The sequence below is a fragment of the Ruegeria sp. HKCCD6604 genome, assembly GCF_013110635.1.
Lineage (GTDB): Bacteria > Pseudomonadota > Alphaproteobacteria > Rhodobacterales > Rhodobacteraceae > Ruegeria.
On sequence record NZ_WVQW01000001.1, the window covers coordinates 957858 to 980875 of the forward strand.

The following is a 23018-nucleotide window of genomic DNA, read 5'->3' on the forward strand; positions in this document are numbered from 1 at the left end:
GACCGCCCCGCGCTCTCCTCAGTCCAGCGTGTTCTTGTAGATCACGCCGTCCTTCATGATGACCTTCAGGTTGGGATCAGGATCGGCCAGAAGAAGGATGTCTTCGAGCGGGTTGCCATCGACCAGCAGGAGATCCGCGTAAGCGCCTTCCTCGACCACGCCGAGCGGGCCGTCTTGATACGGATTGTTCAAGCCCGTAAGCCGGTTCATGCGGGCGCCGTTCGATGTGGCCATGCGCAGAATGTCGAAGGGTTTGAACTTGGCCTCGTGCAGGTATTTGAACTCGTCGTTCATCTTCTTGTCCTGCTCAAGCGTCTGGTCCCAGTTGTTGATGAGATCGGTGCCCAGAGTGTAGAGGTCGATCATGCCCGGTGTCGTCTGGATCACCTCGATCATGTTGGCGGCGGCGTCACGGACACTCTTCCATTTGGCGAACGAGGCTGGCGTGTAGAAGGCTTCCGCCTGTTCGGTCGTCACCGAGTAGACCGGGGCTACCGCCGTCGCGAACATGATCTGCTTTTCGACCATGATCTCGGCGGCCTCCTTGGTCAGGAACGGGATGTGCTCAACGGTCTTTGCACCGTTGTCGATACAGTTGCGGATCGCCTGCTCGGTGAACACGTGGCAGGTGACGTAGGTGCCCCATTGCTCGGCGGTCTTGACCGCCATCTGGATCTCGTCCGCCTGGTACTGAAGCGAATGCAGCGGGTCGAACTCGGACGTGACCCCACCGCTGACCATGACCTTGATCTGGGTTGCCCCGCGCCGCAGGTTCTCGCGCACCGCCATGCGGATCTGCTCCGGGCCATCCGCGATGAAGCTCATGTCCGTGTCGACCCAATGCGATGGGCCTTGCCCCGACAGGGTTGGATGCCGGTCGTTCAGCTTGCGGAAATCGGCATGGCCCGATGTCTGCGTGATGAAGGCCTCCGAGGAATAGATCCTCGGGCCGGGGAACATACCGGTATCGATGATCCGCGCGATGGACTTTGCCGGTCCGCCGAGGTCACGAACCGTCGTGAACCCGTTCATCAGGATGCGCTCGGACCGGATCGTTGCAACGCCACCAAGATGGAAGGGCGTGATGTTCTGGCGCAACCCGTCACTGAGCGGGTTGAACACCAGCAAATGCACGTGCTGGTCATGCATCCCCGGCATGAGCGTGCGCCCGCCGCCGTCAATCATGGTTGCGTTGGGCGCTTCGATCCCGTCCGTCGAAATTTCCTTGATCAGGTTGCCTTCGACCAGAACGCTGGCGTTTTCGATCCGCGCCTCGTTCACGCCGTCAAAAACATGGACATTGGTGAACAGGGTCTGCGGCAGCGCTTCGTCCTGCGCAGAGGACATGCCGGCAGCGAGCGACACCACGCCCGCCAGTAATGTGGACTTGAAAAGATGCTTCATAAGTTTGCCCTTCCGCAATGTTGACGGCGGAGCCAGCGCCCCGCCGAAAGTTCAGTTCAACGTGTTCTTGTAGAACTTGCCGTCCTTCATGATGACGCGAATGCTCGGCACGTCCTGCCCGCGTGGCTCGGCATCGAACCATGTATCGACAGCGCCGATGGCAGTGATGTCTTCGAGCGGGTTTCCGTCAACGATGAGGATATCGGCATAGGCACCTTCCTCGATCACGCCGAGCTTGCCTTCGGGATAGGGGTTTCCGCGTCCCGTCAGTGCGGCCAGTTCGCCGCCATTCGAGGTCATCATCTGCAAGGCCCAGAGGTTGCCGAACTCACGCGCCATGAAAGCCTTGGTGAAGTCCATCGACTGCCGGTACGGCACACCGGTCAGCAGCACGTAGTCGGAATCGAACACCATCTTCGGCTTGTACTTCCGCACCAGATCAAACAACTGCTCGCTGTTTTTCCGCAACCAGAGGAACTTCGCCGTCGGCGGGAAGGTCGGGTCCTGGTGCATCGGATGCTCAAGCGCCTCGGGCGCCAACGCGGTCAGGTTGGGCGAGAAGAACGCTTCCTTCTCTACCAGCTTCTGCATCGTCGGTTCCGTTATGGTCAGGCCGTGATCCACCACTTTGACCCCGAGATCGAGCGCGCGCGACAGGTCGCTATCCATGAAGACATGCATGGCGACATAGGAATCCATGTCCCCGGCCACCTCGACGGCAGCGGCGATTTCTTCGTCTGTAAAGGCGGACTGGTAGATCGGGTCCTTGATGGAGGTCACACCACCACTGACCATGATCTTGAGGTAGTTGGCCCCAAGCGCAAAGTTCCGCCGCGCGCCGTGGAGCACTTCGGCAGGGCCGTCGACAAGCCGCGTGATCTCCAGCCGTTCAAGATTGCTTTCGTTCTTGCGTTGCCCGGCGATCCCCCAGTCGCCATGACCACCGGTCTGGCTGAGGCAGGCGCCGGACGAGTATATCCGCGGGCCCGGAAGCGAACCCTCGTCGATTACCGCACGAAGTCCACCATGTGCACCGCACATGTCGCGCACGGTTGTGAAGCCCATCGCCAGCATTTCCTGCGCAAAGGCCGCAGAACGTGCGCCGATCTCCTCCCATGTCGTGTCCTGAAGGCCCGGGATCGTGCCATCCTTGTACATATTCACATGCACATGGCTGTCGATAAGTCCCGGCATCAAGGTGCGTCCGCCGCCGTCGATCACATTGACCTCGACCTCTTTGGTCTCGATACCGCGTTCGGTCTGGATGGTGAAAGAATAGCCGTCGATACCGCCAACAGGATCGGGCAGGCGCTTGCTCCCGCCCGTTCGAACTTCGACTTCCCACGTGCCGGATTCGGGAATGTCCTCTGCAATCTTGTGAATCTTGTTCTTGACGACGAGCACGTCGACATCTTTCAAGCCGTCATTCACCCCGTCGAAGACCATCACGTTCTTGAACAGCGTGACCTCCGAGGGAATGTTGGGGATATCCTGCGCAATGGCAGGCGTCGTGAGCGCAATTGCCATTGACATGGCCGGCAGCAACGCCTTCAGGTTGAGTGTTGTCATTCGGTGTCCTCCCAGGGGTCGGTCTTCCTGCGGACCGATCCTCCCACTATGCACATGTGCCCCGAGATTCTTTTGACCCGCTGATCCCGTGGTGCATTTTTCTGACCCGATCCGGTCAATTTCAGCCAATTTCTGCTTGGCCGTCAGGCGCCCGCGCCCGTAGCGTGTCGGAGAGCGAAAGGGTGATGTGGATGCCGCAAGGAGAACAAAAGGACGGTTTGTCCCTCGTACGTGCTACGGTCCTCGGCCCCGTCGTAGCGATGATGCGGCGGCTCGATGCGGATCCGGCCTTTGCGCTCGGGCTGCATGGATTGAGCGAGGAACAGGTCCTGAACCCGGCCGAGTTCATCCCGCATGACACGGTCTATGCGGCGCTGGCCTCCATCGCCGACATCACCCGGCCGGATATCTGCGCCTTGGCGGGACAACAGACAGACCTGTTGAAGTTCCTGCCGCGTGGGGCGCTCCTCGGCCAGTCGGTGACCCTTGGCGATTTCTTCACCCGGTTCACCCAGATCGTCTCGAAGGAAAGCAACGCGGTGTCCTTCCGGCTCCTGATCGAGGAGGAACACGCCTACTTCACCACCAGTCGCAATTTCGAACCCGAGGTGTCGCCGGGCCATTCGGACGCCTTTCTCGTCGGGATCTGGATCTCCCTGCTGCACCGTGTTCTCGATTTCCGATGGGATCCAACCCAGGTTGTTCTGCGCCTCTGCGATCCGACCCTGCTGCCGGAGCAGTTTCATGGCGTGCGGGGCATCAAGTGCAACAACAGGGGATTCTCCATCCGCTTTCCGGCGGCCTGGCTGTCGCTTCCAATCAACCCCGAACTCCTCGTGAACCACGACAATGATATCGAAGAACCGGTTCAGGTCGATGTGCCCCTGGACTACCTCGAAGGCTTCGAAATTCTGGTGCGATCAAGGCTGTCCGATCCGGCGCTGACGGTGAGCGAGGCCGCCCGGATGTGCAGCATCACCACCAAGGTGCTGAACAAGCGCTTGTCCTCCTACGGAACAACGGCGTCCAAGGTGATCAACCGGCTGCGGATGGAAAAGGCCTCCGAACTGCTCACCACATCTGATCATTCGATCAAGGAGATCGCCCAATTGGTCGGCTTGTCCGAAACATCGGCACTCACCCGAGCCTTCACGCGGAACTTCGGCATATCCCCGAAAGATTGGCGCAATAAGGAGGCACAAGAGGCCCAAATTGCCGGAGCGCCTGCAGATTAGCCTGACCCCGCTGCGACTTCTCGACTACCGCAATCTCTTGGAACCTCGGTCGCCAATGGTAATGCCGAAGAGATGCATGAACCGGCGAGCCCTTCGCGGGGAGCAATCGATGGGAAAGGAGACCTCCATGCTATCCGCAGCGAACTCCCGCTTGCCGCCCATCTTGACCGCCTTGGTTTCTGCGAACTCTGACTTCTCGTGCCCGCAGCGAAGGTCCGTAAGGTCGGCATTCTGCCCGTTCGTGACAAAAGCTGCATCGGTCGGGAAGGGCTCAAAGCCGTCATCCGACGGCATTAGCGATTAGACCGGTTTGTGGTTGCGAGCGGTCATTGGGGCCGCTCTCAGGATTGGTCCGACATCGGCCCTCCCAGTACTATTCAACGAGTTTTCAAGCTCAACTCCGAGATCCTACCGTCGCCTGACCCTCTCTCGATTACGCTCCCGACGTTCGATGTTGATCCGGTGGTCGCGGCCCAATGCCCGGTAGAAGCCCGGTCCCTTGGACCAGTTCAGAAAGTGGGCAAAGCTGTCGACCTGATCGTCGTTGCGTCCGCGTGGAAAGGACTGAAGCTCCCGTTTGAATACCGGCAGCCAGGGTGCATCTGCAGGCAGATAAACCTTGCCCTCTTCGACAGGACCGCAAGCGGACTGGAACCGGGTTTCCTTGTCCTTGTCGGGTTTAATGCGTTCGTAGCGCCGACGGTCATCACGAAACAATTCGTCCAAAAGAGGTTTGCCGGAGGCCGCATCTTCGATCAGGACACGATCGGGATCCCAACGGCCGACAAGTTGCAGTGCCTTGGCTTTCAGGTCTGGGTAGTCTACCTGCCCGCGCCAGACGTCGATAAGATGCCACGCATTTTCGCGGAACCCCCAGGTTGTACAGACAGAGAAATCAGACCGGGGGTCTGCCGACATGCCCGTATCCCAGCTCTGAACCACCAGTTGGAACCAGCGGCGATCTTCGATGGTCTCGTAGGTGCCAAACCACTCCCAGCGCAAGGGCGACCCGTCGGGAGCAATTGGGTTCTGCTGATACTGGCAATTGAACACGGCCGCGCCCATTTCGCGACGCTTGGTATCCAGCGTTTGCTGATCCAAACGGGACGGGCACAGGAGATCACCCGGTTTGCGGCGCATGACCCTTCCACGCCCAAGAGGAACCACCTCATGGCCTTCTGCGATGGCAGGCAGATTCAGATGCCGGTAGGTCCCGCGTTCGAGCAGATAACCCGGCGGATCCATCTCGTGCAACCGTTGCGCAACCATAACCACACGCCCTTCGGCCGGATTGTCGAAGCGCGACAACAAGGTCCCCTCAATGAACTCCTGCGCCTTGACCAGCTCGGCTTCGGAGCCGGCATCTCCGGCTTTCAGCAGGTCATCGATGATGATGTAATCGGCGCCATGACCGGTGACAGAACTTCCAATGGAGACAGCCTTACGGCTGCCTCCCTTTGTGGTGCGGATTTCTTCTGAGGTGTTGCCCTTTTTAGCCAAGACCGTTTCAGGGAACATTTCCCGGTACCAGCGCGCAGACATGATCCGACGACAATCTTCGGAATGTTTGCGCGCCAGATCCAACCCATAGCTGGCAACGATGATCTTGGCGCTGGGGTTATGACCGAGAAGATAAGCGACATATGCGACGGCCACGGTGACCGATTTCAGGCAACGTGGCGGGATGTTGATGATCAGTCGCTTGTTTTCGCCTCGACGGACATTGTCCAACTCATGGCACATGGCCCGCACATGCCAGGCCGGATCAAAGCTGCGGTCAGTTCCCTGGTGCAGCGTGCCAAACACACGCCAAACGAAGGGAAAGAAATTGTCCCGGCAAACCTCGCGAGCGGCTTGCACGACGATTTTTGGATCAGGAGTCGTCATCTTCCGCCTCCTCGTTTTCCAGATCACCGTCACCGTCCAGTTGGCTGGAAAAGAAATCCCGGAGGATGTCGTAGTCGACAGCGTCGGGCTCAACCGTACGGACGCTTTCTTGCGCGTCCAATTCACTTGCGTTGAACAGATCTGTGTCCAGCTTAAGCAGCGCCATCAACAATTTCGTGTCGCCCTTCAACGCGCCTGCCGTGAACCGCTTGGCAATTGCCTCAGCCTTGGAAATCCGGATTTCGTGGCTGCCTTCGCGAACCGTAATCTTGGTTTCCAATTCACGTTTCAAGCTGGCATTCACCCCCTTGGCACCTTTCGGCCGCCCTTTCGGATTGCCGGATCGGCCTTTTTTGAATTGGGTCGCCTTGGGCGGTTTGCCGTAGCCGACCTCATACTCTTTCGTATCGTCAGACATGACCCACCTCCTGTTCTGAAGTGGTATCGTTGGCCGCAAAACGCGCATCGAACGTCTGGCCTGTTACCGCGTGCACGGCGCTATCACCGGTCATCTCCTGCCAACGGCGGATGGCCACATCGACATAAGCCGGGTCGAGCTCAATAAGCCGCGCTTGGCGCCCGGTTTTCTCAGCTGCCAGCAGAGTCGCGCCGGACCCGCCAAAGGCGTCCAGCACGACATCGCCGCGGTGGCTCACATCCATGATGGCATCTGCAACCAGAGCTGTCGGCTTCACCGTGGGATGATCCGCGAGATCCGCCTCGCGCCCTGCCCCAAAGCTGTTCACACCGGCGTAATCCCAGACGTTGGTCCGGTTGCGCCCGTGTTTGCCCAGCTCGACGTTGTTGATGTGCGGCGCACCAGGCTTCTTGAAAATGCAAATCAGCTCATGCTTTGAGCGATAAAGGCTGCCCATGCCTCCGTTCGTCTTGTTCCAGACGCAGAGATTGATGAGGTCCAATCCAGCTGCTTTGCCCGCCGTAATCAGTTCTTCGATATGACGCCAGTCCATGCAGATCATCGCGATGCCTCCGTTCGGCAGGCAGTCAAACAACTGCGTGATCGCGCCTGAAAGAAAGCCGCGGAACTCGCTATCCGTCATTTCTCCCGACGCCATGGCAAACTCGCGGTGTTCGGCGCTATTGCCGGACCGCACATGCCCATTGACAGGCACGTTGTAAGGCGGATCGGTGAAGACTATCTGCGGGGTCTCGCCTTCCAGCAAGGTGTCGTAGCTCTGGGCTTGAAGGGCGTCCCCGCAGAAAATGCGATGATCTCCGAGAACCCAGAGGTCGCCCGGCTCCGTGACTACGGGTGCCGCAGGGTCCGGCGTCTCAACAGTTTCCGCTACAGATTCCGTCACCTCACCGACGCTGTCGACAATGATGTCGATCTCCGGTGTTTCGAACCCTGTGATGTCCAGATCAAAGTTCAACTCGCCATCAAGGCTGAGGTCCATCAGCTCGGCAAATTCGATCTGCAACGCCGCTTCGTTCCAGTCCGACAATTCCGCCAGCTTATTGTCCGCAATGCGCAGAGCGCGCACTTCCGCTTCTGACAAGTGATCCACGACAACAGTCGGCACGGACATCAACCCCAGGGCTTTAGCGGCCTCATAGCGGCCATGACCCGCGATGATTGTGCCCGAACCATCCAACAGGATCGGAGTGACAAAGCCAAACTGGGCCACCGATGCCTTCAGTTTGTCGACATTCTTGGCCGCGTGCACGCGGTTGTTGTTGGCGTAGGGCTTGATCTGGCTGATCTGGGATTGGATGACTTTCTCCGCCATCCAGATCGGCGTATTGGACGCCAGAGCGTCACTTTGTGTTTTGTTGGCAGGCATAACCGCCTCCTTTTGCGTGACGCCGCGCGGACGTCGATATGGAGGGATCGCGTTGGAAAATCGGAGAGAGCACAAATCGCAACTCCCCGGACCAATCGATCCGAGACGTTGCTCCTTTGAATGCTCTCTGCGGAAACCTGTGTTTCCAATGAGTGCTGCCTGCGGGAGCAGTTTCCCGCCCTGATAGTCCGGGCGATTAGGTCGAATGTAGGTGCCATCAATACGAGACGCAACCCCCCAAACTAAAAGTAACCAATTAAGATTGTTGACGAATAATCGGGGGTACGGCAGCGTCGCACTTCAAAGCACACGCCTCCAGTAATCGTTTCAGAAAGAGCTGGACTGTTGCCGTCAACCACGCATCACTGAACCCACGCCCGAGCCATTCGGGCGCTCCTCGGTACCGGGGTTCGGCATCTCGCTGACCCAAGATCAGAGGAGACAGTTAATGTCCAAACGGAAGCAAACCAAAATTGACAAGGTTCAAGCTTTGTTGCGCCGCCCGAGCGGCGCCAGCCTTGAGGCGCTCTGCAAAGCAACGGGGTGGCAGCCTCATTCGGTCCGAGCGGCTCTAAGCGGCCTGCGGAAAAAAGGCGTCACAATTGAAAGGCGGGCACCCGACAAACCAGATATTTCTTCCACCTATCACCTGACGGTGGGAACAGGAGAAGAGTCATGACCAAGACTGGCGATGCTGCCGATCTGGCCGTCATGCGACGATCGGATCTGGTCACGCTTTGGCAGCAACTGTTTGATCAACCCGCCCCCGCCATGCTCAGCCAACCCTTCCTGCGCCGCTTTATCGCCTTTGAGATGCAGTCCCGCCGTCATGGCAGGCTGCCCCGTCAAGTCAAAGCCACGCTGGAAAAGGGCTCTGGGAAGAAACCCCGGCCTACATGCCCTGCCCTAAAACCCGGTGGGCGCCTGCTACGTGAGTGGAATGGCGTGACACATGTAGTCGACGCCACAGAGGACGGTTTTACTTGGAACGGTCGGTCCTATCGCTCGCTCTCCGCCATCGCCAGAGAGATTACCGGCGCGCATTGGTCAGGGCCGCGTTTCTTTGGGCTCACCGGCAAGGCGGCCAAATGAGCCCGCGCCGTAAAATCCGATGCGCCATCTACACGCGCAAGTCCTCAGAAGATGGGCTGGATCAGGACTTCAATTCGCTGGATGCGCAATATGAGGCCTGCGCGGCCTATGTCGCAAGCCAGCGACATGAAGGCTGGACCCTGCTGTCCGGACGCTACGATGACGGTGGCCTGTCGGGCGGCACCCTAGAGCGCCCCGCCCTTCAGCGCCTTCTTGAAGAGATCGATGCCGGGCGTATTGACATGGTGGTGGTCTACAAGATTGACCGGCTGACCCGGTCGCTTGCCGACTTCTCGCAGCTGGTCGAACGGCTGGAAAAGGCGAACTGTTCTTTTGTGTCCGTCACACAAGCATTCAATACCTCCTCATCCATGGGTCGGTTGACCCTGAATGTGCTGTTGTCCTTTGCTCAGTTTGAACGGGAAGTCACCGCCGAACGTATTCGCGACAAGATTGCAGCGTCGAAGAAGAAGGGGCTTTGGATGGGTGGCAACCTGCCTCTGGGCTATGATCGCCACCCCGATCCGAAGGCAAGAACGCTGGTGGTGAATGAAGAGGAGGCCAGAACGGTCCGGCATCTCTTTGGGCTTTATGACGAGCTTGGTTGCCTGCGCAAAGTAGAAGAACGGGCAAAGGCAGAAGACCTGCGGTCAAAACGGGTTGTTCGGACAGATGGCAGTGTGAAGGGGGATTGTCCGCTGTCACGGGGTCAAATCTATTACCTGCTGCGCAATCCGGTCTATCTCGGAAAAATCCGCCACAAGGATAAGATCTGGGACGGACAACATCCGGCGATCATCGATCAGGACATCTGGGACCGGGTGCAGGAAAAAATGCGACAGGCCTCCAACCGCTCGCGGGCACGCGGCGACTCCGATGCGCGCCAACACTCCACTGACCCCGGGGCCTGGCTCACCGGTCTGCTGTATGACGAAACTGGTGATCGGTTGACGCCGACCCACACCACGCGCAAAGGCCGACGGTTGCGCTACTATATCTCCAATCGACTGATCTCAGGCGGCAAGGATATCTCTGGCTGGCGACTGCCCGGCCCTGCGCTGGAAAACGCGGTCATTGATGTCATCGTCAGACATTTGCAAGACGCCGCCGCGGCGCACCAAATACTGGCGCAGCCGGAGGCCGGGTCAGCCGAGGCAGTTCAGACTTCAGTTGCGGATTTAGTAACCCGGCTTCTAGGCCATGGCTGTCAGATCGGCGCTGCTCTTCTGGCCAAAGGCAAACTTGCACGAGGACAGATCGACCTCGAATTTAACCCCAAAACTCTGGCAAGCGTACTTGGCATCGCGGCCGATCATCTGCACCCGGATCTCACCCACGTCACCGCATCTTTCGATCTGCGCCGCCGCGGCGTCGAGGCCAAGGTCATCGCCGGAGACATGGCACCCCAACCTGATCCCCACCTCCGGTCCATGCTGATCCGCGCACATGGCTGGGCCCGTGATCTGAAGGCCGGAGTTCAACTGATGGAGATTGCCCGCCGCGAAAGCGTCCCTGACGCCTTCATCCGCACCCGTGCTCAGCTCGCCTTTCTCTCACCAAAGATTCAAACGGCGATTCTCGACGGGAGCCAGCCGCCCGAACTCACACTCAAGCGTCTGGTCAGCGTGACCCACCCACTTGAATGGTCCGAACAGGAACGCCTGTTCGGCTTCTGACATCTCCAGCTCCTGCGTCCCTGATACAGACTTCGCCCTCCCTGATCCGGCGGAACAATTCCCTGTTCGCACGAGGAAATTCCCTGTTCCACCATTTAGGGAATTTGCAACATAAACCTCTGAGAAACATACAGTTCTGATAGAAGAAATGACGGAAGTCAGTCCCGGTTTGCGAATATTCCCTGTAAATTGCAGGTTATCAGGGAAATCCAGCCCAAAGCGACCCCGCTAAAATGCGACACTGAGACTCGCGCCTGAATTGTCCTCTGAATGTACGGTTTGCTTCGTCTCTGATTGAAAGCGCATGCGCCAACGCGCGGGAATTGCGTAACAATTCCGGATCAGAAAATACAACTGAAGTGAGACAGGTATGAGTGGCGGGGAGACAGGGATTCGAACCCTGGGGACGCTCTCACGCCCAACGGTTTTCAAGACCGCCGCATTCGACCACTCTGCCACCTCCCCGTCGAAAGCAGGGTCTAAGGCGAAGTTCGCGCAGAGGCAAGTCGAAATCGGGAAATCTTGCCGAAGCCCATGCAGCGGTCTTTCCATGACACTTCAGCCACGTTATGATCCGTACGAAAGACCGCAACAGGCTGGCACACAGAACCAGCAGATCGGCAGTGGGGTTCGGAAAACGAAACCCCTTCAGGCAAGGGAAAAGCAGATGAAGCGAGCGATCGAGACACGCCCGGGGCCTAAACGGCTGGCGTATCTGGCGTTGACTTTGACGATACTGGCCGGATGCGAAGAAGTTTTGTCAACTTCTGAATCGAGTGAAAAACCGGAAGACAATTCGGGAAAAACAGAACTCCTGCCCGAGGTGACTTCCGGCTCGCAGCGTGATGTCGAGGCCCCTGAGGTTTTTCAGACAACCGAAGCGGGGCTTTGGGATGGCCGGCCTTCTCTTGGCGGGATATGGGTTGCGCACCCGGATGCGTCCCAACCTGAACGTGTCGTAATCAAAAACACGTCCAACAACAAATCGGTGACCGGCGCCCTGTTCCGGCGCGAGCGCAATTTGCCCGGGCCTGCGCTTCAGGTCTCGTCCGCTGCCGCGAAAGAGCTGGGAATGCTCGCGGGTGCGCCGACAAAAGTCAGTGTCGTCGCACTGCGCCGGGAGAAGCTGGAAGAACCGTCGTCGGAGGATGCGCCAGAAGCAGAAGAATCAGCCGCCGAAACCACGGCTGCGGTTGCTGATGGAGCTTCCGACACGCAAGCGTCCGCAGAGCCGGAAAAACCGGTCAAACGGAAGTGGTGGCAGAAAAAGGAACCAGCCGCCGCCGCGACTGGTACGACTGCGGTTGCAGCCGGTGCGGCCAGTTCATCCGATGAAACGGCTGAAGACGTCGAGCCCGCAAGCGAAGATGCCGAGACTGCCACATCAGCGGACGATCAGGTCGAAGCACCTGCGGAAAAACCTGCCAAGCGGAAATGGTGGCAGAAGAAAGCCCCCGCCGCTGCGGCTGCGGGAACGGCCGTGGCCGCGGCAGACACAGCAACCGAAAGCGCAGACGTAGCCGCCGAAGCCGCTGCGGCCGTGGCGTCGCCCTCTTTGTCGGATGCACCGGTCGCGCCCCCTGCCGAGCAACCTGCCAAGCGGAAATGGTGGCAAAAGAAAGACCCCGCCGCGATCACCGAAACACCGCTGGACCCGGTAGAGGGGGCCGCAGCAGCTATTGATGCGTCAGACGCCACGCCTGTCGCAGCTGCCACAACGTCGGCGACATCTTTGAGCAAACCGTATGTTCAGATTGGAACCTTCAGCGTTGAGGCAAACGCCAAGTCAGCAGCCCAAAAGGTGCGTCGCAACGGATTGCCCACAGTTGTTCGGGAACTGAAAACAGCGAATAGTACAGTCTGGCGCGTGCTGGTCGGCCCCGCCACAACCCGGGCCGAGCGCAAAGCCTTTCAAAAGGACGTGAAAGACCTTGGCTTCAAAGATGCGTTCACGGTAACCGACTAATTCAGGGAGGCGTAACATGCTGTCCTCAATACGAACATCTGTTCTGGCGCTTGGGCTTGCCGTTCTGGCGATACCAGCCCAGGCTTTTGATACATCCGCCCGCGCGGCTTACGTGATCGACCAAACCACCGGTACCGTTCTGCTGTCGAAAGAAGCCGACCAACCGTTGCCGCCTGCGTCGATGTCCAAGCTCATGACGCTTTATGTTGCGTTCGAAGCATTGCGGGACGGACGCTTGACGCTGGACGAAACTCTGCCTGTTTCGGAACACGCGATGAGCTATGGCGGCTCGACGATGTTCCTGAATACGCAGGATCGCGTTCGTGTCGAAGATCTGCTGCGCGGCATTATCGTTTTGTCGGGCAATGACGCCTGCGTCGTCATTGCCGAGGCGCTCAGCCCGGATGGAACCGAAGCGGGATTTGCGCGATACATGACCCAGCGGGCCAAGCAGATGGGTATGAACAATTCGAACTTCGCAAATTCGAACGGCTGGCCCGCCGCCGGGCATATGATGTCGGCTCATGATCTGGCCGTTCTTGCGGACCGGCTGATCACCGACTTTCCGGAATACTACCCCCTTTTCGCCGAAGAAGTTTTCGAATTCGATGGCCGCGCGCCGTCGAACGCCCGCAACCGCAACCCGCTGCTGCGGCTGGATATCGGCGCAGATGGCCTGAAAACCGGCCATACACAAGAAGCGGGCTATGGCCTTGTCGGGTCCGCCAAACAAGGCGACAGGCGTGTGATCTTTGTGCTGACGGGTCTCGACAGCACCGGCCAACGGGCAGAGGAGGCTGAGGCCGTGGTTAACTGGTCGTTTCGAAATTTTGTCGAGAGGACAGTTGCCACCGCGGAAACGCCGATAGCCGAAGCCAAACTGTGGATGGGCGAGAAAAAGACCGTGGGACTTGTTCCCGAAGGTGATCTGAATGTGCTGTTCCCGGTTCTGGGCACTCAGAATGTCGAGGCCGAAGTGGTCTATGACGGCCCGATCAACGCGCCCGTCAAAAAAGGTCAGCAACTGGCCGAACTGGTGATCAAGCCCGAAGGGTTGCCGGAAATCCGGCGCCCGCTGGTGGCAGCCGAAGATGTTGCGATTGGCGGGTTTGTGGTGCGCATGCTGACCGTCGGCGGTATCGTGTTGAAAGACGTGATCAACAACCCGCTGGAGTCGATGTGACGAAAGCGGGGTTATTTCTGACCTTCGAAGGCATTGACGGTTCAGGCAAGTCAACACAGGCGCGGATGCTGGCGGAACATCTGCGCGCGCAGGGTCACGAGGTGGTACTGACGCGCGAACCCGGCGGTTCTGCGGGGGCCGAGGAAATTCGCAGCCTGGTTTTGGAGGGCGACCCGGATCGCTGGTCGGCCGAGACCGAGATCCTGCTGTTCACAGCAGCCCGCCGCGACCATCTGGAGCGTACAATCGAGCCCGCGCTGGCGGCAGGGAAGGTGGTGATCAGCGACCGCTTTGCTGACAGCACACGTATGTATCAGGGCTTGTCCCGGGGTGACCTGCGAAATCTGGTGGATCAGTTGCACAGCCTGATGATCGGGCGCGAACCGGACATGACGCTGCTGATCGATATGGACCCTGAAACGGGCCTGGCACGCGCCAAGGGGCGACAAGGCACCGAAGAACGGTTCGAGGATTTTGGCCCGGAATTGCAGAAGAAGATGCGCGCCGGCTTTCTGGCGCTGGCCGATGAGTTCCCCGACAGGTTTCACATCGTGGATGGCAACAGGGACATGGACAGCGTTGCGCAGGATGTGACAGAAATCGTCCAGGCAGCACTGCGGTAGACGATGAGCGACGATATCCCTTCTCCGGATCAGGTGCCGGGCGCACCACATCCGCGCGAAACCGTTCGGCTTTTTGGCCAGGATGCGGCTGAACAGGCATTCCTGACCGCCTACACGTCGGACCGTTTGCATCACGGTTGGCTGCTGACAGGGCCACGCGGTGTCGGCAAGGCGACCCTTGCCTGGCGAATTGCAAGGTTTCTGCTAGCCACGCCGCCGGCCGAGGATGGCGGCTTGTTCGGCGCGCCGCCTCCGCCCGAGACGCTCGATATCGATCCCGATCACCCGGTGGCCCATCGTATTCAGGCCGGGGCAGAACCGGGTTTGGCGGCGATAACCCGGTCGCTGAACGATCAGGGACGGCTGCGCGGTGAGATCGTCGTGGATGACATCCGCAAGCTTGGAAAGTTTTTTGGCCTGTCCTCTGCGGACGGCGGCCGCCGCGTCGTGATCGTGGATTCAGCAGACGAAATGAACGTCAGTGCTGCCAACGCGTTGCTGAAAATGCTGGAAGAGCCGCCTGCCCGTACCACCCTTTTGCTGGTATCGCATCAACCCTCACGCCTGTTGCCAACCATCCGTTCACGCTGTCGCACGCTGCGCTTAGGCCCGCTGAACGCGCAAGACATGCAAGCCGCCCTGTCACAAACGGAAACCGAAATTCCCGCGCAGACAGAACACCTTGCCGCGCTTGCCGCAGGTTCAGTCGGAGACGCCGTGCGTTTGATCAATCTGGGTGGTCTGGACATCTATGCCGAACTGATCGCCATTCTGGGCACCTTGCCCCGCATGGATCGCCAGCGCGCGCTGGCCCTGGCCGAAGCGGCAGCACAGCGCGGCGCGGCGGACCGGTTCGAACTTTTGCTTACCCTGATCGACATCGCTCTGTCACGGCTGGCCCTGACCGGGGCAACGGGCACGCCCCCGCTTCCGGAAGCCGCCTCCAACGAGGGTGAAACACTGGCGCGTCTGTCAGCATCGCCAAATCAAGCCCGTCGCTGGGCCGAGGTCGCCGCAACGATCACAACCCGAGCGCGACATGGTCAGGCAGTCAACCTTGACCCTGCCGCTCTGGTCCTAGATACGGTGTTCAAGATACAGGAAACTGCCGGTCAGAACAGATGAGCGACACCCCCCAGATTACCGACAGCCATTGCCATCTGGACTTCCCGGATTTCGAAGGCCAGTTGGACGACATCATCACGCGTGCTGCCCAGGCTGGCGTGACCCGGATGGTGACGATCTGCACCAAACTGCGCAACGAACCCGCCGTCCGTGCGATTGCCGAAGCCCACGCGCCGGTCTTCTATGCCGCCGGCACACACCCGATGAGCGCCGCGGACGAGCCATTGGCCTCGGTCGATGATCTGGTCGCCCTGACACGGCATCCTAAATTCGTCGGTATCGGTGAAACCGGCTTGGACTACCACTATACCGCCGACAGTGCCGAAGTGCAGAAACAGTCACTGCGCATTCATATCGAAGCGGCCCAGCGCACCGGGTTGCCCCTGATCATTCACGCCCGCGCAGCTGATGAAGATATGGCCCGCATTCTGGCCGAAGAATATCGCAACGCACCCTATTCCTGCGTCATGCACTGCTTCTCATCGTCTGCTCAATTGGCCAAGGCCGCGCTGGAGCTGGGGTTTTATCTGTCCATGTCCGGCATCGCAGCCTTTCCGAAAAGCCAGGAGTTGCGCGATATCTTCGCAAACGCCCCGGTGGACAGGATTCTGGTGGAAACTGACGCGCCCTATCTGGCCCCGCCACCCTATCGCGGCAAACGAAACGAGCCGGCCTATACTGTGCACACGGCCCAAAAGGGGGCCGAAATCTTTGGCATGGACTATGCCGCCTTTGCTGATCAGACACAGACGAACTTCGACCGGCTGTTTACCAAAGCGGCATCATACAAGGCCGCCGCATGACCGGCTTCCGATTTACAATTCTGGGCTGCGGGTCCTCTGGCGGCGTGCCGCGGCTGGGCGGTCAGTGGGGCCATTGTGACCCTGCGAACCCCAAGAACATCCGGCGCCGCTGTTCGATGCTGGTCGAACGCGACGGGCCAGATGGGACAACCTCGGTTCTGATCGACACCACGCCGGATATGCGCAGCCAGTTGCTGGACACGGGTACAGGGCGGTTGGACGGGGTCGTCTATACGCACTCCCACGCAGACCATGTGCATGGAATCGATGATTTGCGCATGATCGTGTTCAACATGAAAACCCGCGTTCCCGTTTGGGCGGATGGAGACACCCAGAACGCCTTGTTGGGGCGGTTTGGATACGCGTTCATTCAGCCGGAAGGCTCTCCTTATCCTCCGATACTCGAGCTCAAGTCCATCAACGGTCCATTTGAAATCGACGGCCCCGGCGGCCCGATTCCGTTTCGTCCTTTCAAAGTGAATCACGGTTCGATCGATTCCCTTGGATTCCGCATAGGGCAACTCGCCTATCTTCCGGATGTCGCCGAGATCTACGACGATGCCTGGCCCGAAATGAAAGGGCTGGACTGCCTTGTCATCGACGCCCTGCGCCGCTCGCCTCATCCAACGCATGCGCATCTGGAAAAGACGCTTGGGTGGATCGAAGAACTCCAACCGAAGCGCGCGGTTCTGACCAACATGCATATCGATCTCGACTATGCCACCGTCGATGCGGAAACCCCCGACCACATCACCCCCGCCTTCGACGGGATGGTGATCCATCAGTCGCAGTAGGCCGCTGCCCGTCGCCCGCATGATATCGCAGCAGGCCCGTCGCACGGGGGCCACATGCTGCAAAGCCTGATCGACGTCATTCTTCCGGTTTTCCTTGTGATCGGGGCCGGGTATACGGCAACCCGCACGGGGTACTTCAAAGAAGCGCATGTCGATGGGCTGATGAAGTTCACCCAAGGCTTTGCGATTCCCTGCCTTTTGTTTCTGGCCATCGCGCATCTGGACCTCAGCGCCAGTTTCGACCCCCGGCTTTTGGCCAGTTTCTATTCCGCTGCCGCCCTGTGTTTCACAGCAGGCCTGTTCGGCGCACGCATCATTTTCGGGCGCGATTGGGAAGATTGCGTTGCCATCGGGTTTTGTTGCCTGTTCTCAAACTCTGTCCTGTTGGGTTTGCCGATAACCGAACGCGCATATGGGCCCGAGAACCTGACCGGCAACTACGCGATCATCGCCTTCCATTCTCCGTTTTGTTACGGCGTCGGGATCACGGTGATGGAGGTCGTGCGAAATCGCGGTCATGGTGGCGTGCGCATGGCAAGGTCTGTTTTGTCCGCAATGTTCAAGAACGCGCTGATCCTTGGTATCGCCCTTGGGTTTCTGGTCAACCTGTCCAGCCTGGCGGTCCCTGCCGTGGTCGACGAAGCGCTGGGGTTGATCACCCGTGCTGCCCTGCCCGGGGCGTTGTTTGCCTTGGGCGGTGTGCTGGTCAAATACAAGCCCGAGGGCGACCTGCGCACCATTGCATATGTTTGCTGTATCTCTTTGATGCTGCATCCCAGCCTGGTGTGGGTGTTCGGCAAATCCACGGGCCTGCCGCAGGATCTGTTTCGGTCTGGGGTTTTGAATGCGGCCATGGCTCCGGGTTTCAACGCCTATATCTTCGCCAACATGTATGGTCGCGCAAAACGGGTCGCAGCGTCGGCCGTACTTATCGGAACGGCCTCGTCCATTCTGACCGTCTGGCTATGGCTGACACTTCTGGGCTAACTGAGGTGTTGACTTCAGGTTGATGTGAAACACCTATCGCGAAACGCAGCAGGAGATCCGAATGTCACATGCCATAATTGTCGCTCATGGCCAACCGTCAGACCCGGAACCGGCCGAAGCTGCACTTGCGGCATTCGCCGCCAAGGTCAACGCGCTTACCGGGCATGTAGCGGTGGATTCGGCGACCCTGGCGGCGCCGGGTGCGTTGGAGTCGATGCTGAACCGCGCGCACGAAAACTCGGTCATCTATCCACTTTTCATGGCAAAAGGGTGGTTTGTCACCAGCGCTCTACCCAAACGGCTTGGGCACCATCCGGCACGGATTTTGGACCCGCTTGGAATTGACCCGGACCTGCCGGCCCTGACCGCAGAGGCCCTGCGATCGGAATTGTCCGACAAACACTGGGCCGCTCGGTCCACCGATCTGGTCATTGCCGCGCATGGTTCCGGGCGCAGCCGCAACCCGTCGACCGTGGCGTTGCAGTTTGCGAAACAGCTTGCAGAACTGATGGCGTTCAAATCCGTTCGCGTCGGTTTCGTTGAAGAGCCTCCTTCCATATCTGACGCTGCAAACGGTACCGAAGATCAGGCGCTGTGCCTTCCGTTCTTTGCCTGTGCCGGAGGGCATGTGCAGGAAGACGTCCCGCAAGAGCTGGATCGCGCGGGGTTTTCAGGCGTGGTCCTGCCGGTGGTGGGAGAGTTGCCTCCGATCCGGCAACAGATAGCCAAAAAGATAAATGCGGCATTCGATTCAGCCTGAAGCCCCGATACGTGCCCATCGTGTTTTCTGAACGCATTCAGGTTTGCGCCTTGCTCAACGCTGAATACATGCGATGGCAAGACCGGCCGTCGCGCTTGGCCTGATAAAGGGCCAAATCTGCTGCGTGAAGAATGTCGGCGGCGTTGGGGCAGTCGAACTGCGTGGACAAGGCAGTGCCAATACTGGCCGAGATCGAACAACTCTGATTCTGAAAGGTCATCGGTTCATTCAACCTTGATACCAGACGACCAGCAATGCAGGCCAGAGTATCTTCCCGAGTCAGATCTTTGAAAATAATGACGAATTCATCCCCCCCGACCCGGGCCACGGTGTCGTTGCTTCGTGTTTCCTGCTGCATGATGCGGGCGGCCTGCTGCAAGACAAAATCACCCGCCGCATGGCCCAGCTTGTCATTTACAGATTTGAAGAAGTCCAGATCCAGATGCATGAGCGCGAAGGTGGAATTTCCCGAAATCAAATGCTCGAGCAAGTGATCCATTGCCCTGCGGTTCTTCAGCCCGGTCAATGTGTCGGTAAAGGCCTGCTCTTCGGCTGCAAGCATCGCACCCTGTAGCCGAAGGTTGAGAGAGCGGGATGCCTCCATCGCGGCGGATTTGGCTTCGACCAGATACAACAGCTCAATCGCCAGATCCGTGCCCGAGAAATCAGCACTTGTCAGCGCATAGTCCCGTACCGCATCCAAAATCGAGATACCAAATGACAGATTGATGACCGCGCCACCGGAACGCGGCAAAGGAGCGACCAAGCCTTTGAGGGTTGTGCGCGGTTCATCATGAAACCTCAGATGCAGCTTCGCCCCCGCCATTGACATCAGGGCGGGAATGGTGGTGATCGTTCTGGGGCGGATCAGTTCAAACACATCCAGAAATCCCTGCCCCACCAGCGGCAGTTCAGGTCGCAACTTTTGCAGGGTCGGACCTGCTTGCTGAATATGCCCGTTTTGGTCCACCAACAGGAACATCGGGCAAAGCGTTTCCAGCAGACCTGCCAGTTCTTGGATATCTGTCATCCGTTCCGAGCCCCCAGATCAAAATGCCGCCCCTCAGCAAAAGCGCTTTCAACCAACATGATGGAAATGACGTCACTGCCTTGCTGCTGCCCCTCGTGTGACAGCATCACCAGCGCACCATAGTCATCCGCCATTGCGCGCAGGACCCCAACCATGACATTGGAATACCCTGGCAGGCCCGGAGAGCAACTCAGCTGAAATTCCGTGGCTGACAGCTCTCTCAGTTCCAAGGCCGGCAGGGTCAAATCAGACACGGCCAGCCGCACGCGGTCCGCCAGATCGTCGAGCGAATGAAGAAATTCCACGTAACTGACGCCGCCGAACCTGAGAAGTCGGCGCAGCCCTTCCATATTCGGATGAGACACGAGATACGTTCCCAGGTCCTCAAACACTTCGGCTTGCGGCCGATCGAGGTCTGCGCTCAGCGCCTCCATTACCTTGGACGTCATGTCATCGTCATAGACGAGCATGGCCTCGAACTCGACAAACCCCAGCCGCGCGGCTTCGGTCACGCGCAACCAGCAGGATCGCCCGTAGGTCGCACAGACAAAGGACTGTATCGCCCGATTGATCAGACCATGCATCAGTTGCCCCAGTTTGGTGTCCTGTGCACTGTGGCCGGAAAAACCTTAACAAATAGCCAAAATCCACCCTGAGTTGTAGCGAATTCAACCGAGTATCAGCGCGATACCACCTGTCCGGTCAGAAATCCGTGGGCGCGCCGCCTTCCGCTTTGCGGCGTTCGACAAAAGCGGCCAGCTCCTCGCGAATGCCTTCATCGATCGGGGGGGCTTCAAAGCTCGAGATGATCTCCTTGAACATGTGATGCGCGCGTTCTGCCGTCCAGATACCGCCGGCGACCTCCCATCCTTCATAGTTTTTCCAATCACTCAGGAAGGGTTGATAGAAGGCCGTGGTATAGCGATCCTGCGTATGCTGAATGCCAAAGAAATGACCGTCATTGCCGACTGCCCGGATCGCATCCAGTGCAATCTCGTCCGGCCCTGTGGCGGTCAACTCGGGGTTCATATAGCGTTGAATTTGCTGTAGGATTTCGCAATCCATGATGAACTTTTCCGGGCTGGCGATCAGACCGCCCTCAAGCCAACCGGCTGCGTGGTAGACCATATTGGTGCCCGATTGCACGGCGGCCCAAAGCGAGTTCGAAGTCTCCCACACCGACTGCCCGTCCGGCACATTTGCCGCACAAACACCCGAAGACCGCATGGGCAAACCATAGAACCGCGCCATCTGGCCGGTCATCTGGGTCGAACGCATATATTCCGGTGTTCCAAAGGCCGGCGCGCCGGATTTCATATCCACATTCGACGTGAATGTACCGATCACACAGGGAATACCGGGGCGCACGTATTGGAACAGCGCAATGGCACACAGCGCCTCGGCCAAGGACTGCGCCACGGCACCCGCCATGGTAACGGGGGCCATCGCACCCGCCAGCGTAAAGGGCGTGACAACAATCGCCTGACCACGCCGCGCCAGGCGCAGACACCCGTCGATCATCGGGTGATCGTGTTTCAGCGGCGAGGTCGAGTTGATATTGGTATACATCCGCGGCGCGGCTTCGAACTCCTCGTGACTCAAACCGCCTGCGATGCGCACCATCTCCATGACATCTTCGACGCGTTCCTTGCCCAGCGAATAGGCGTGCATCGCCTTGTCGGTCAGGGTCAGCTTGTCGTACAGCACGTCCAGATGGCGCACGCTGGCGTGGATATCGACCGGCTCGACCGGGTATCCGCCGGCGAAATGGATGCAGTTGAAGTATTGCGTCAGCTTCAGAAGGTTCCGGCACATCTCGCGATTGCCCGGTACTTTTTTCCCGATCTCCATGTCCCAGTAATTCGGCGGGGAAGAGACGTTGCCGAACAGGATGTTCTTCCCGCCGATTTCGATCTTGTGATCCGGATTGCGAGGGGTGATCGAAAAACGGCTGGGAGCCTTGGCGATCATCTCCATGACAAAGTCCCGCCCCATGCGGACATTGTCGCCGTCGATGGTGCAACCCGCCTCGCGCAGGATGCCTATTGCCTCTTCGTTGTAGAACTCGATCCCGATCTCTTCGAGGATGCGCATCGCCCCTTCATGGATCGCTTCGATACCGGCCTGATCCAAAGGTTCTGTGGGGCGATCGATATTGACCGGCGGATCCCAGGGCATCTGGTCAATCGCTGCACTGCCCCTGCGCGCAGCTGCCCCTGCGCGCCCTCCTCCGCGGCGCTTGCGTGTCTTGGTCTCGGCCATCGGTGCCTCCTGTTCTTGCTTTCGTAAAGCAAGCCCTGAAGAGACGCCTATGGCCGCTCCGTCTGCGACAGAATATGTCGGTTTTTCATCCCGTTTTGTCGAATCTCGGATTTGAAAATCAGATTTTGGCCAACCATTCGGGAATATGTCCGATATCCCGCAAAATCACATCCGCCATCGGAGCCAATGCATCCGCCTCGGCCAAACCGGTCAAAACACCGATCGTGGTCATCCCCGCCGCACGCCCGGCCTGCAAGTCATGAAGACTGTCACCCACCATCGCTATACGAGATGGCTCGACCCCGATATGGGCGGCAAAGGCCAGCAACTGGCCCGGTCCCGGCTTGAACCCGTGACCACTGTCATACCCGGCGACGAAATCGAAATGCCCCCTTATTCCGACAGATTCGAGATGCTGCAAAGCGGGATGTTCACTGTCATTCGTCGCAACGCCCAGCTTGATTCCGGAATTTTGCAGACCTTCCAGGAAAGGAACCAATGGCACGGCGGGCACCTGCGGGGCCGAGGCGGCCTCGGAGTTCATCAAATCAATGATCTCCTGCAAGGTCACGCCATCGACATGGGCAATCAGAACTTCTGCGATTTCCTCGACCGTGGCGGCGATTACAATGCTGTCTTCGGTATATTTCCCTTGCTCGAAATCATATCCGATGACACGGCCAAGCTCGGTGGCGCGATCTTCGTCCCAGTTGGACAGGCGCAACAGCATCGAGCGTCCGAACCCTCCCCACGTATTGGCAAAGTCAAACAGCGTGCCATCTTTGTCAAAGATGATCGCATCTATCGGCATCCGGTG

General features: G+C 58.7%; 21 protein-coding genes and 1 tRNA gene. 12 read left to right on the forward strand and 10 right to left on the reverse strand.

The genetic code is table 11. The annotated features are described in order from the left end of the window. Nucleotides 1-18 precede the first annotated feature (18 nt). Both GS614_RS04765 and GS614_RS04770 read right to left on the reverse strand, forming a co-directional pair. Nucleotides 19-1404 (reverse strand): amidohydrolase family protein, encoded by a 1386-nt coding sequence (locus GS614_RS04765; RefSeq protein ID WP_170342821.1) that lies wholly within the window; start codon nt 1402-1404, stop codon nt 19-21. A gap of 51 nt (nt 1405-1455) precedes the next feature. Further along, on the reverse strand, nt 1456-2973 hold the full coding sequence (locus tag GS614_RS04770; RefSeq protein WP_170343540.1) for an amidohydrolase family protein: 1518 nt from the start codon (nt 2971-2973) through the stop codon (nt 1456-1458). A 191-nt stretch (nt 2974-3164) separates the two neighbouring features. Here GS614_RS04770 and GS614_RS04775 point away from each other — a divergent pair, with 191 nt between their 5' ends. Further along, the gene (locus GS614_RS04775; RefSeq protein WP_170357385.1) at nt 3165-4208 is read left to right on the forward strand and encodes an AraC family transcriptional regulator; all 1044 of its coding nucleotides are present in this window, start codon (nt 3165-3167) and stop codon (nt 4206-4208) included. Between the two features lie 408 nt (nt 4209-4616). Here the strand turns inward: GS614_RS04775 and terL are convergent, their stop codons facing one another. From terL to GS614_RS04790, 3 genes are read right to left on the reverse strand one after another with little or no spacing between them, the layout of a single operon-like run. Further along, nucleotides 4617-6095 carry a phage terminase large subunit gene (terL, locus tag GS614_RS04780; RefSeq protein ID WP_170352647.1) on the reverse strand — a complete coding sequence of 493 codons (1479 nt, stop codon included), beginning with the start codon at nt 6093-6095 and terminating at the stop codon, nt 4617-4619. After that, complete coding sequence (locus GS614_RS04785) at nt 6082-6513, reverse strand: DUF5681 domain-containing protein (RefSeq protein ID WP_093964947.1); 432 nt, start codon at nt 6511-6513, stop codon at nt 6082-6084. Before GS614_RS04785 ends, terL begins: the two co-directional genes overlap by 14 nt. Further along, nucleotides 6506-7900, reverse strand: coding sequence for a DNA methyltransferase (locus tag GS614_RS04790; protein WP_253285289.1), 1395 nt, complete (start codon nt 7898-7900; stop codon nt 6506-6508). Before GS614_RS04790 ends, GS614_RS04785 begins: the two co-directional genes overlap by 8 nt. 448 nt (nt 7901-8348) lie before the next feature. Here GS614_RS04790 and GS614_RS22400 point away from each other — a divergent pair, with 448 nt between their 5' ends. The 3 genes from GS614_RS22400 to GS614_RS04805 are packed head-to-tail and all read left to right on the forward strand — an operon-like array spanning nt 8349 to nt 10668. After that, a complete protein-coding gene (locus GS614_RS22400; protein ID WP_171725615.1) occupies nt 8349-8579 on the forward strand; it encodes a DUF3489 domain-containing protein in 231 nt (76 codons plus the stop codon). Then, nucleotides 8576-8992: a DUF2924 domain-containing protein gene (locus GS614_RS04800; protein WP_216601090.1), complete on the forward strand. Its 417-nt coding sequence runs from the start codon at nt 8576-8578 to the stop codon at nt 8990-8992. Before GS614_RS22400 ends, GS614_RS04800 begins: the two co-directional genes overlap by 4 nt. After that, nucleotides 8989-10668, forward strand: coding sequence for a recombinase family protein (locus GS614_RS04805; protein ID WP_171725616.1), 1680 nt, complete (start codon nt 8989-8991; stop codon nt 10666-10668). The genes GS614_RS04800 and GS614_RS04805 overlap by 4 nt, the downstream gene beginning before the upstream one ends. Before the next feature lie 375 nt (nt 10669-11043). On the opposite strand, the gene GS614_RS04810 is transcribed toward GS614_RS04805, so the two are convergent. Next, nucleotides 11044-11133: transfer RNA gene (locus tag GS614_RS04810), tRNA-Ser, on the reverse strand. Nucleotides 11134-11335: 202 nt separating this feature from the next. Here GS614_RS04810 and GS614_RS04815 point away from each other — a divergent pair. The 8 genes from GS614_RS04815 to GS614_RS04850 all read left to right on the forward strand — a co-directional run bounded on the left by GS614_RS04815 (nt 11336) and on the right by GS614_RS04850 (nt 18909). Continuing rightward, complete coding sequence (locus GS614_RS04815; protein ID WP_171725939.1) at nt 11336-12634, forward strand: SPOR domain-containing protein; 1299 nt, start codon at nt 11336-11338, stop codon at nt 12632-12634. Nucleotides 12635-12650: 16 nt separating this feature from the next. Then, nucleotides 12651-13817, forward strand: a complete 1167-nt coding sequence (locus GS614_RS04820) for a D-alanyl-D-alanine carboxypeptidase family protein (RefSeq protein WP_171115085.1) — start codon at nt 12651-12653, stop codon at nt 13815-13817. Then, a complete protein-coding gene (tmk, locus tag GS614_RS04825; RefSeq protein ID WP_171725617.1) occupies nt 13814-14440 on the forward strand; it encodes a dTMP kinase in 627 nt (208 codons plus the stop codon). The genes GS614_RS04820 and tmk overlap by 4 nt, the downstream gene beginning before the upstream one ends. A 3-nt stretch (nt 14441-14443) precedes the next feature. After that, entirely contained in the window at nt 14444-15565 is a 1122-nt protein-coding gene (locus GS614_RS04830; protein WP_171725618.1) for a DNA polymerase III subunit delta', read from the forward strand. Beyond that, nucleotides 15562-16368 carry a TatD family hydrolase gene (locus GS614_RS04835; RefSeq protein ID WP_171115081.1) on the forward strand — a complete coding sequence of 269 codons (807 nt, stop codon included), beginning with the start codon at nt 15562-15564 and terminating at the stop codon, nt 16366-16368. Before GS614_RS04830 ends, GS614_RS04835 begins: the two co-directional genes overlap by 4 nt. After that, on the forward strand, nt 16365-17162 hold the full coding sequence (locus GS614_RS04840) for an MBL fold metallo-hydrolase (protein WP_171725619.1): 798 nt from the start codon (nt 16365-16367) through the stop codon (nt 17160-17162). Before GS614_RS04835 ends, GS614_RS04840 begins: the two co-directional genes overlap by 4 nt. A gap of 54 nt (nt 17163-17216) precedes the next feature. Further along, nucleotides 17217-18149, forward strand: a complete 933-nt coding sequence (locus tag GS614_RS04845) for an AEC family transporter (protein WP_171725620.1) — start codon at nt 17217-17219, stop codon at nt 18147-18149. 61 nt (nt 18150-18210) lie between these two features. Beyond that, nucleotides 18211-18909 carry a CbiX/SirB N-terminal domain-containing protein gene (locus tag GS614_RS04850; protein WP_171115078.1) on the forward strand — a complete coding sequence of 233 codons (699 nt, stop codon included), beginning with the start codon at nt 18211-18213 and terminating at the stop codon, nt 18907-18909. A gap of 37 nt (nt 18910-18946) precedes the next feature. Here GS614_RS04850 and GS614_RS04855 read toward each other — a convergent pair whose 3' ends face one another. The 4 genes from GS614_RS04855 to GS614_RS04870 form a co-directional block, all read right to left on the reverse strand. Further along, nucleotides 18947-19939 carry a GGDEF domain-containing protein gene (locus GS614_RS04855; protein ID WP_171725621.1) on the reverse strand — a complete coding sequence of 331 codons (993 nt, stop codon included), beginning with the start codon at nt 19937-19939 and terminating at the stop codon, nt 18947-18949. After that, nucleotides 19936-20523 carry a heme NO-binding domain-containing protein gene (locus tag GS614_RS04860; RefSeq protein WP_171167348.1) on the reverse strand — a complete coding sequence of 196 codons (588 nt, stop codon included), beginning with the start codon at nt 20521-20523 and terminating at the stop codon, nt 19936-19938. Before GS614_RS04860 ends, GS614_RS04855 begins: the two co-directional genes overlap by 4 nt. Before the next feature lie 118 nt (nt 20524-20641). Continuing rightward, nucleotides 20642-22201, reverse strand: coding sequence for a trimethylamine methyltransferase family protein (locus GS614_RS04865; RefSeq protein WP_171725622.1), 1560 nt, complete (start codon nt 22199-22201; stop codon nt 20642-20644). 118 nt (nt 22202-22319) lie between these two features. After that, nucleotides 22320-23012: an HAD family hydrolase gene (locus tag GS614_RS04870; RefSeq protein WP_171725623.1), complete on the reverse strand. Its 693-nt coding sequence runs from the start codon at nt 23010-23012 to the stop codon at nt 22320-22322. Between the last annotated feature and the right edge of the window lie 6 nt (nt 23013-23018).

What these genes read in the sequence shown, in the direction of transcription:
- GS614_RS04785 (WP_093964947.1), bottom strand. Translation starts at nt 6,513, where the DNA reads ATGTCTGACGATACGAAAGAGTATGAGGTCGGCTACGGCAAACCGCCC.
- GS614_RS04765 (WP_170342821.1), bottom strand. Translation starts at nt 1,404, where the DNA reads ATGAAGCATCTTTTCAAGTCCACATTACTGGCGGGCGTGGTGTCGCTC.
- GS614_RS04815 (WP_171725939.1), top strand. Translation starts at nt 11,336, where the DNA reads ATGAAGCGAGCGATCGAGACACGCCCGGGGCCTAAACGGCTGGCGTAT.
- GS614_RS04835 (WP_171115081.1), top strand. Translation starts at nt 15,562, where the DNA reads ATGAGCGACACCCCCCAGATTACCGACAGCCATTGCCATCTGGACTTC.
- GS614_RS22400 (WP_171725615.1), top strand. Translation starts at nt 8,349, where the DNA reads ATGTCCAAACGGAAGCAAACCAAAATTGACAAGGTTCAAGCTTTGTTG.
- GS614_RS04800 (WP_216601090.1), top strand. Translation starts at nt 8,576, where the DNA reads ATGACCAAGACTGGCGATGCTGCCGATCTGGCCGTCATGCGACGATCG.
- GS614_RS04770 (WP_170343540.1), bottom strand. Translation starts at nt 2,973, where the DNA reads ATGACAACACTCAACCTGAAGGCGTTGCTGCCGGCCATGTCAATGGCA.
- GS614_RS04775 (WP_170357385.1), top strand. Translation starts at nt 3,165, where the DNA reads ATGCCGCAAGGAGAACAAAAGGACGGTTTGTCCCTCGTACGTGCTACG.
- GS614_RS04790 (WP_253285289.1), bottom strand. Translation starts at nt 7,900, where the DNA reads ATGCCTGCCAACAAAACACAAAGTGACGCTCTGGCGTCCAATACGCCG.
- terL (WP_170352647.1), bottom strand. Translation starts at nt 6,095, where the DNA reads ATGACGACTCCTGATCCAAAAATCGTCGTGCAAGCCGCTCGCGAGGTT.
- GS614_RS04855 (WP_171725621.1), bottom strand. Translation starts at nt 19,939, where the DNA reads ATGACAGATATCCAAGAACTGGCAGGTCTGCTGGAAACGCTTTGCCCG.
- GS614_RS04830 (WP_171725618.1), top strand. Translation starts at nt 14,444, where the DNA reads ATGAGCGACGATATCCCTTCTCCGGATCAGGTGCCGGGCGCACCACAT.
- GS614_RS04805 (WP_171725616.1), top strand. Translation starts at nt 8,989, where the DNA reads ATGAGCCCGCGCCGTAAAATCCGATGCGCCATCTACACGCGCAAGTCC.
- GS614_RS04850 (WP_171115078.1), top strand. Translation starts at nt 18,211, where the DNA reads ATGTCACATGCCATAATTGTCGCTCATGGCCAACCGTCAGACCCGGAA.
- GS614_RS04845 (WP_171725620.1), top strand. Translation starts at nt 17,217, where the DNA reads ATGCTGCAAAGCCTGATCGACGTCATTCTTCCGGTTTTCCTTGTGATC.
- GS614_RS04820 (WP_171115085.1), top strand. Translation starts at nt 12,651, where the DNA reads ATGCTGTCCTCAATACGAACATCTGTTCTGGCGCTTGGGCTTGCCGTT.
- GS614_RS04840 (WP_171725619.1), top strand. Translation starts at nt 16,365, where the DNA reads ATGACCGGCTTCCGATTTACAATTCTGGGCTGCGGGTCCTCTGGCGGC.
- GS614_RS04870 (WP_171725623.1), bottom strand. Translation starts at nt 23,012, where the DNA reads ATGCCGATAGATGCGATCATCTTTGACAAAGATGGCACGCTGTTTGAC.
- GS614_RS04865 (WP_171725622.1), bottom strand. Translation starts at nt 22,201, where the DNA reads ATGGCCGAGACCAAGACACGCAAGCGCCGCGGAGGAGGGCGCGCAGGG.
- GS614_RS04860 (WP_171167348.1), bottom strand. Translation starts at nt 20,523, where the DNA reads ATGCATGGTCTGATCAATCGGGCGATACAGTCCTTTGTCTGTGCGACC.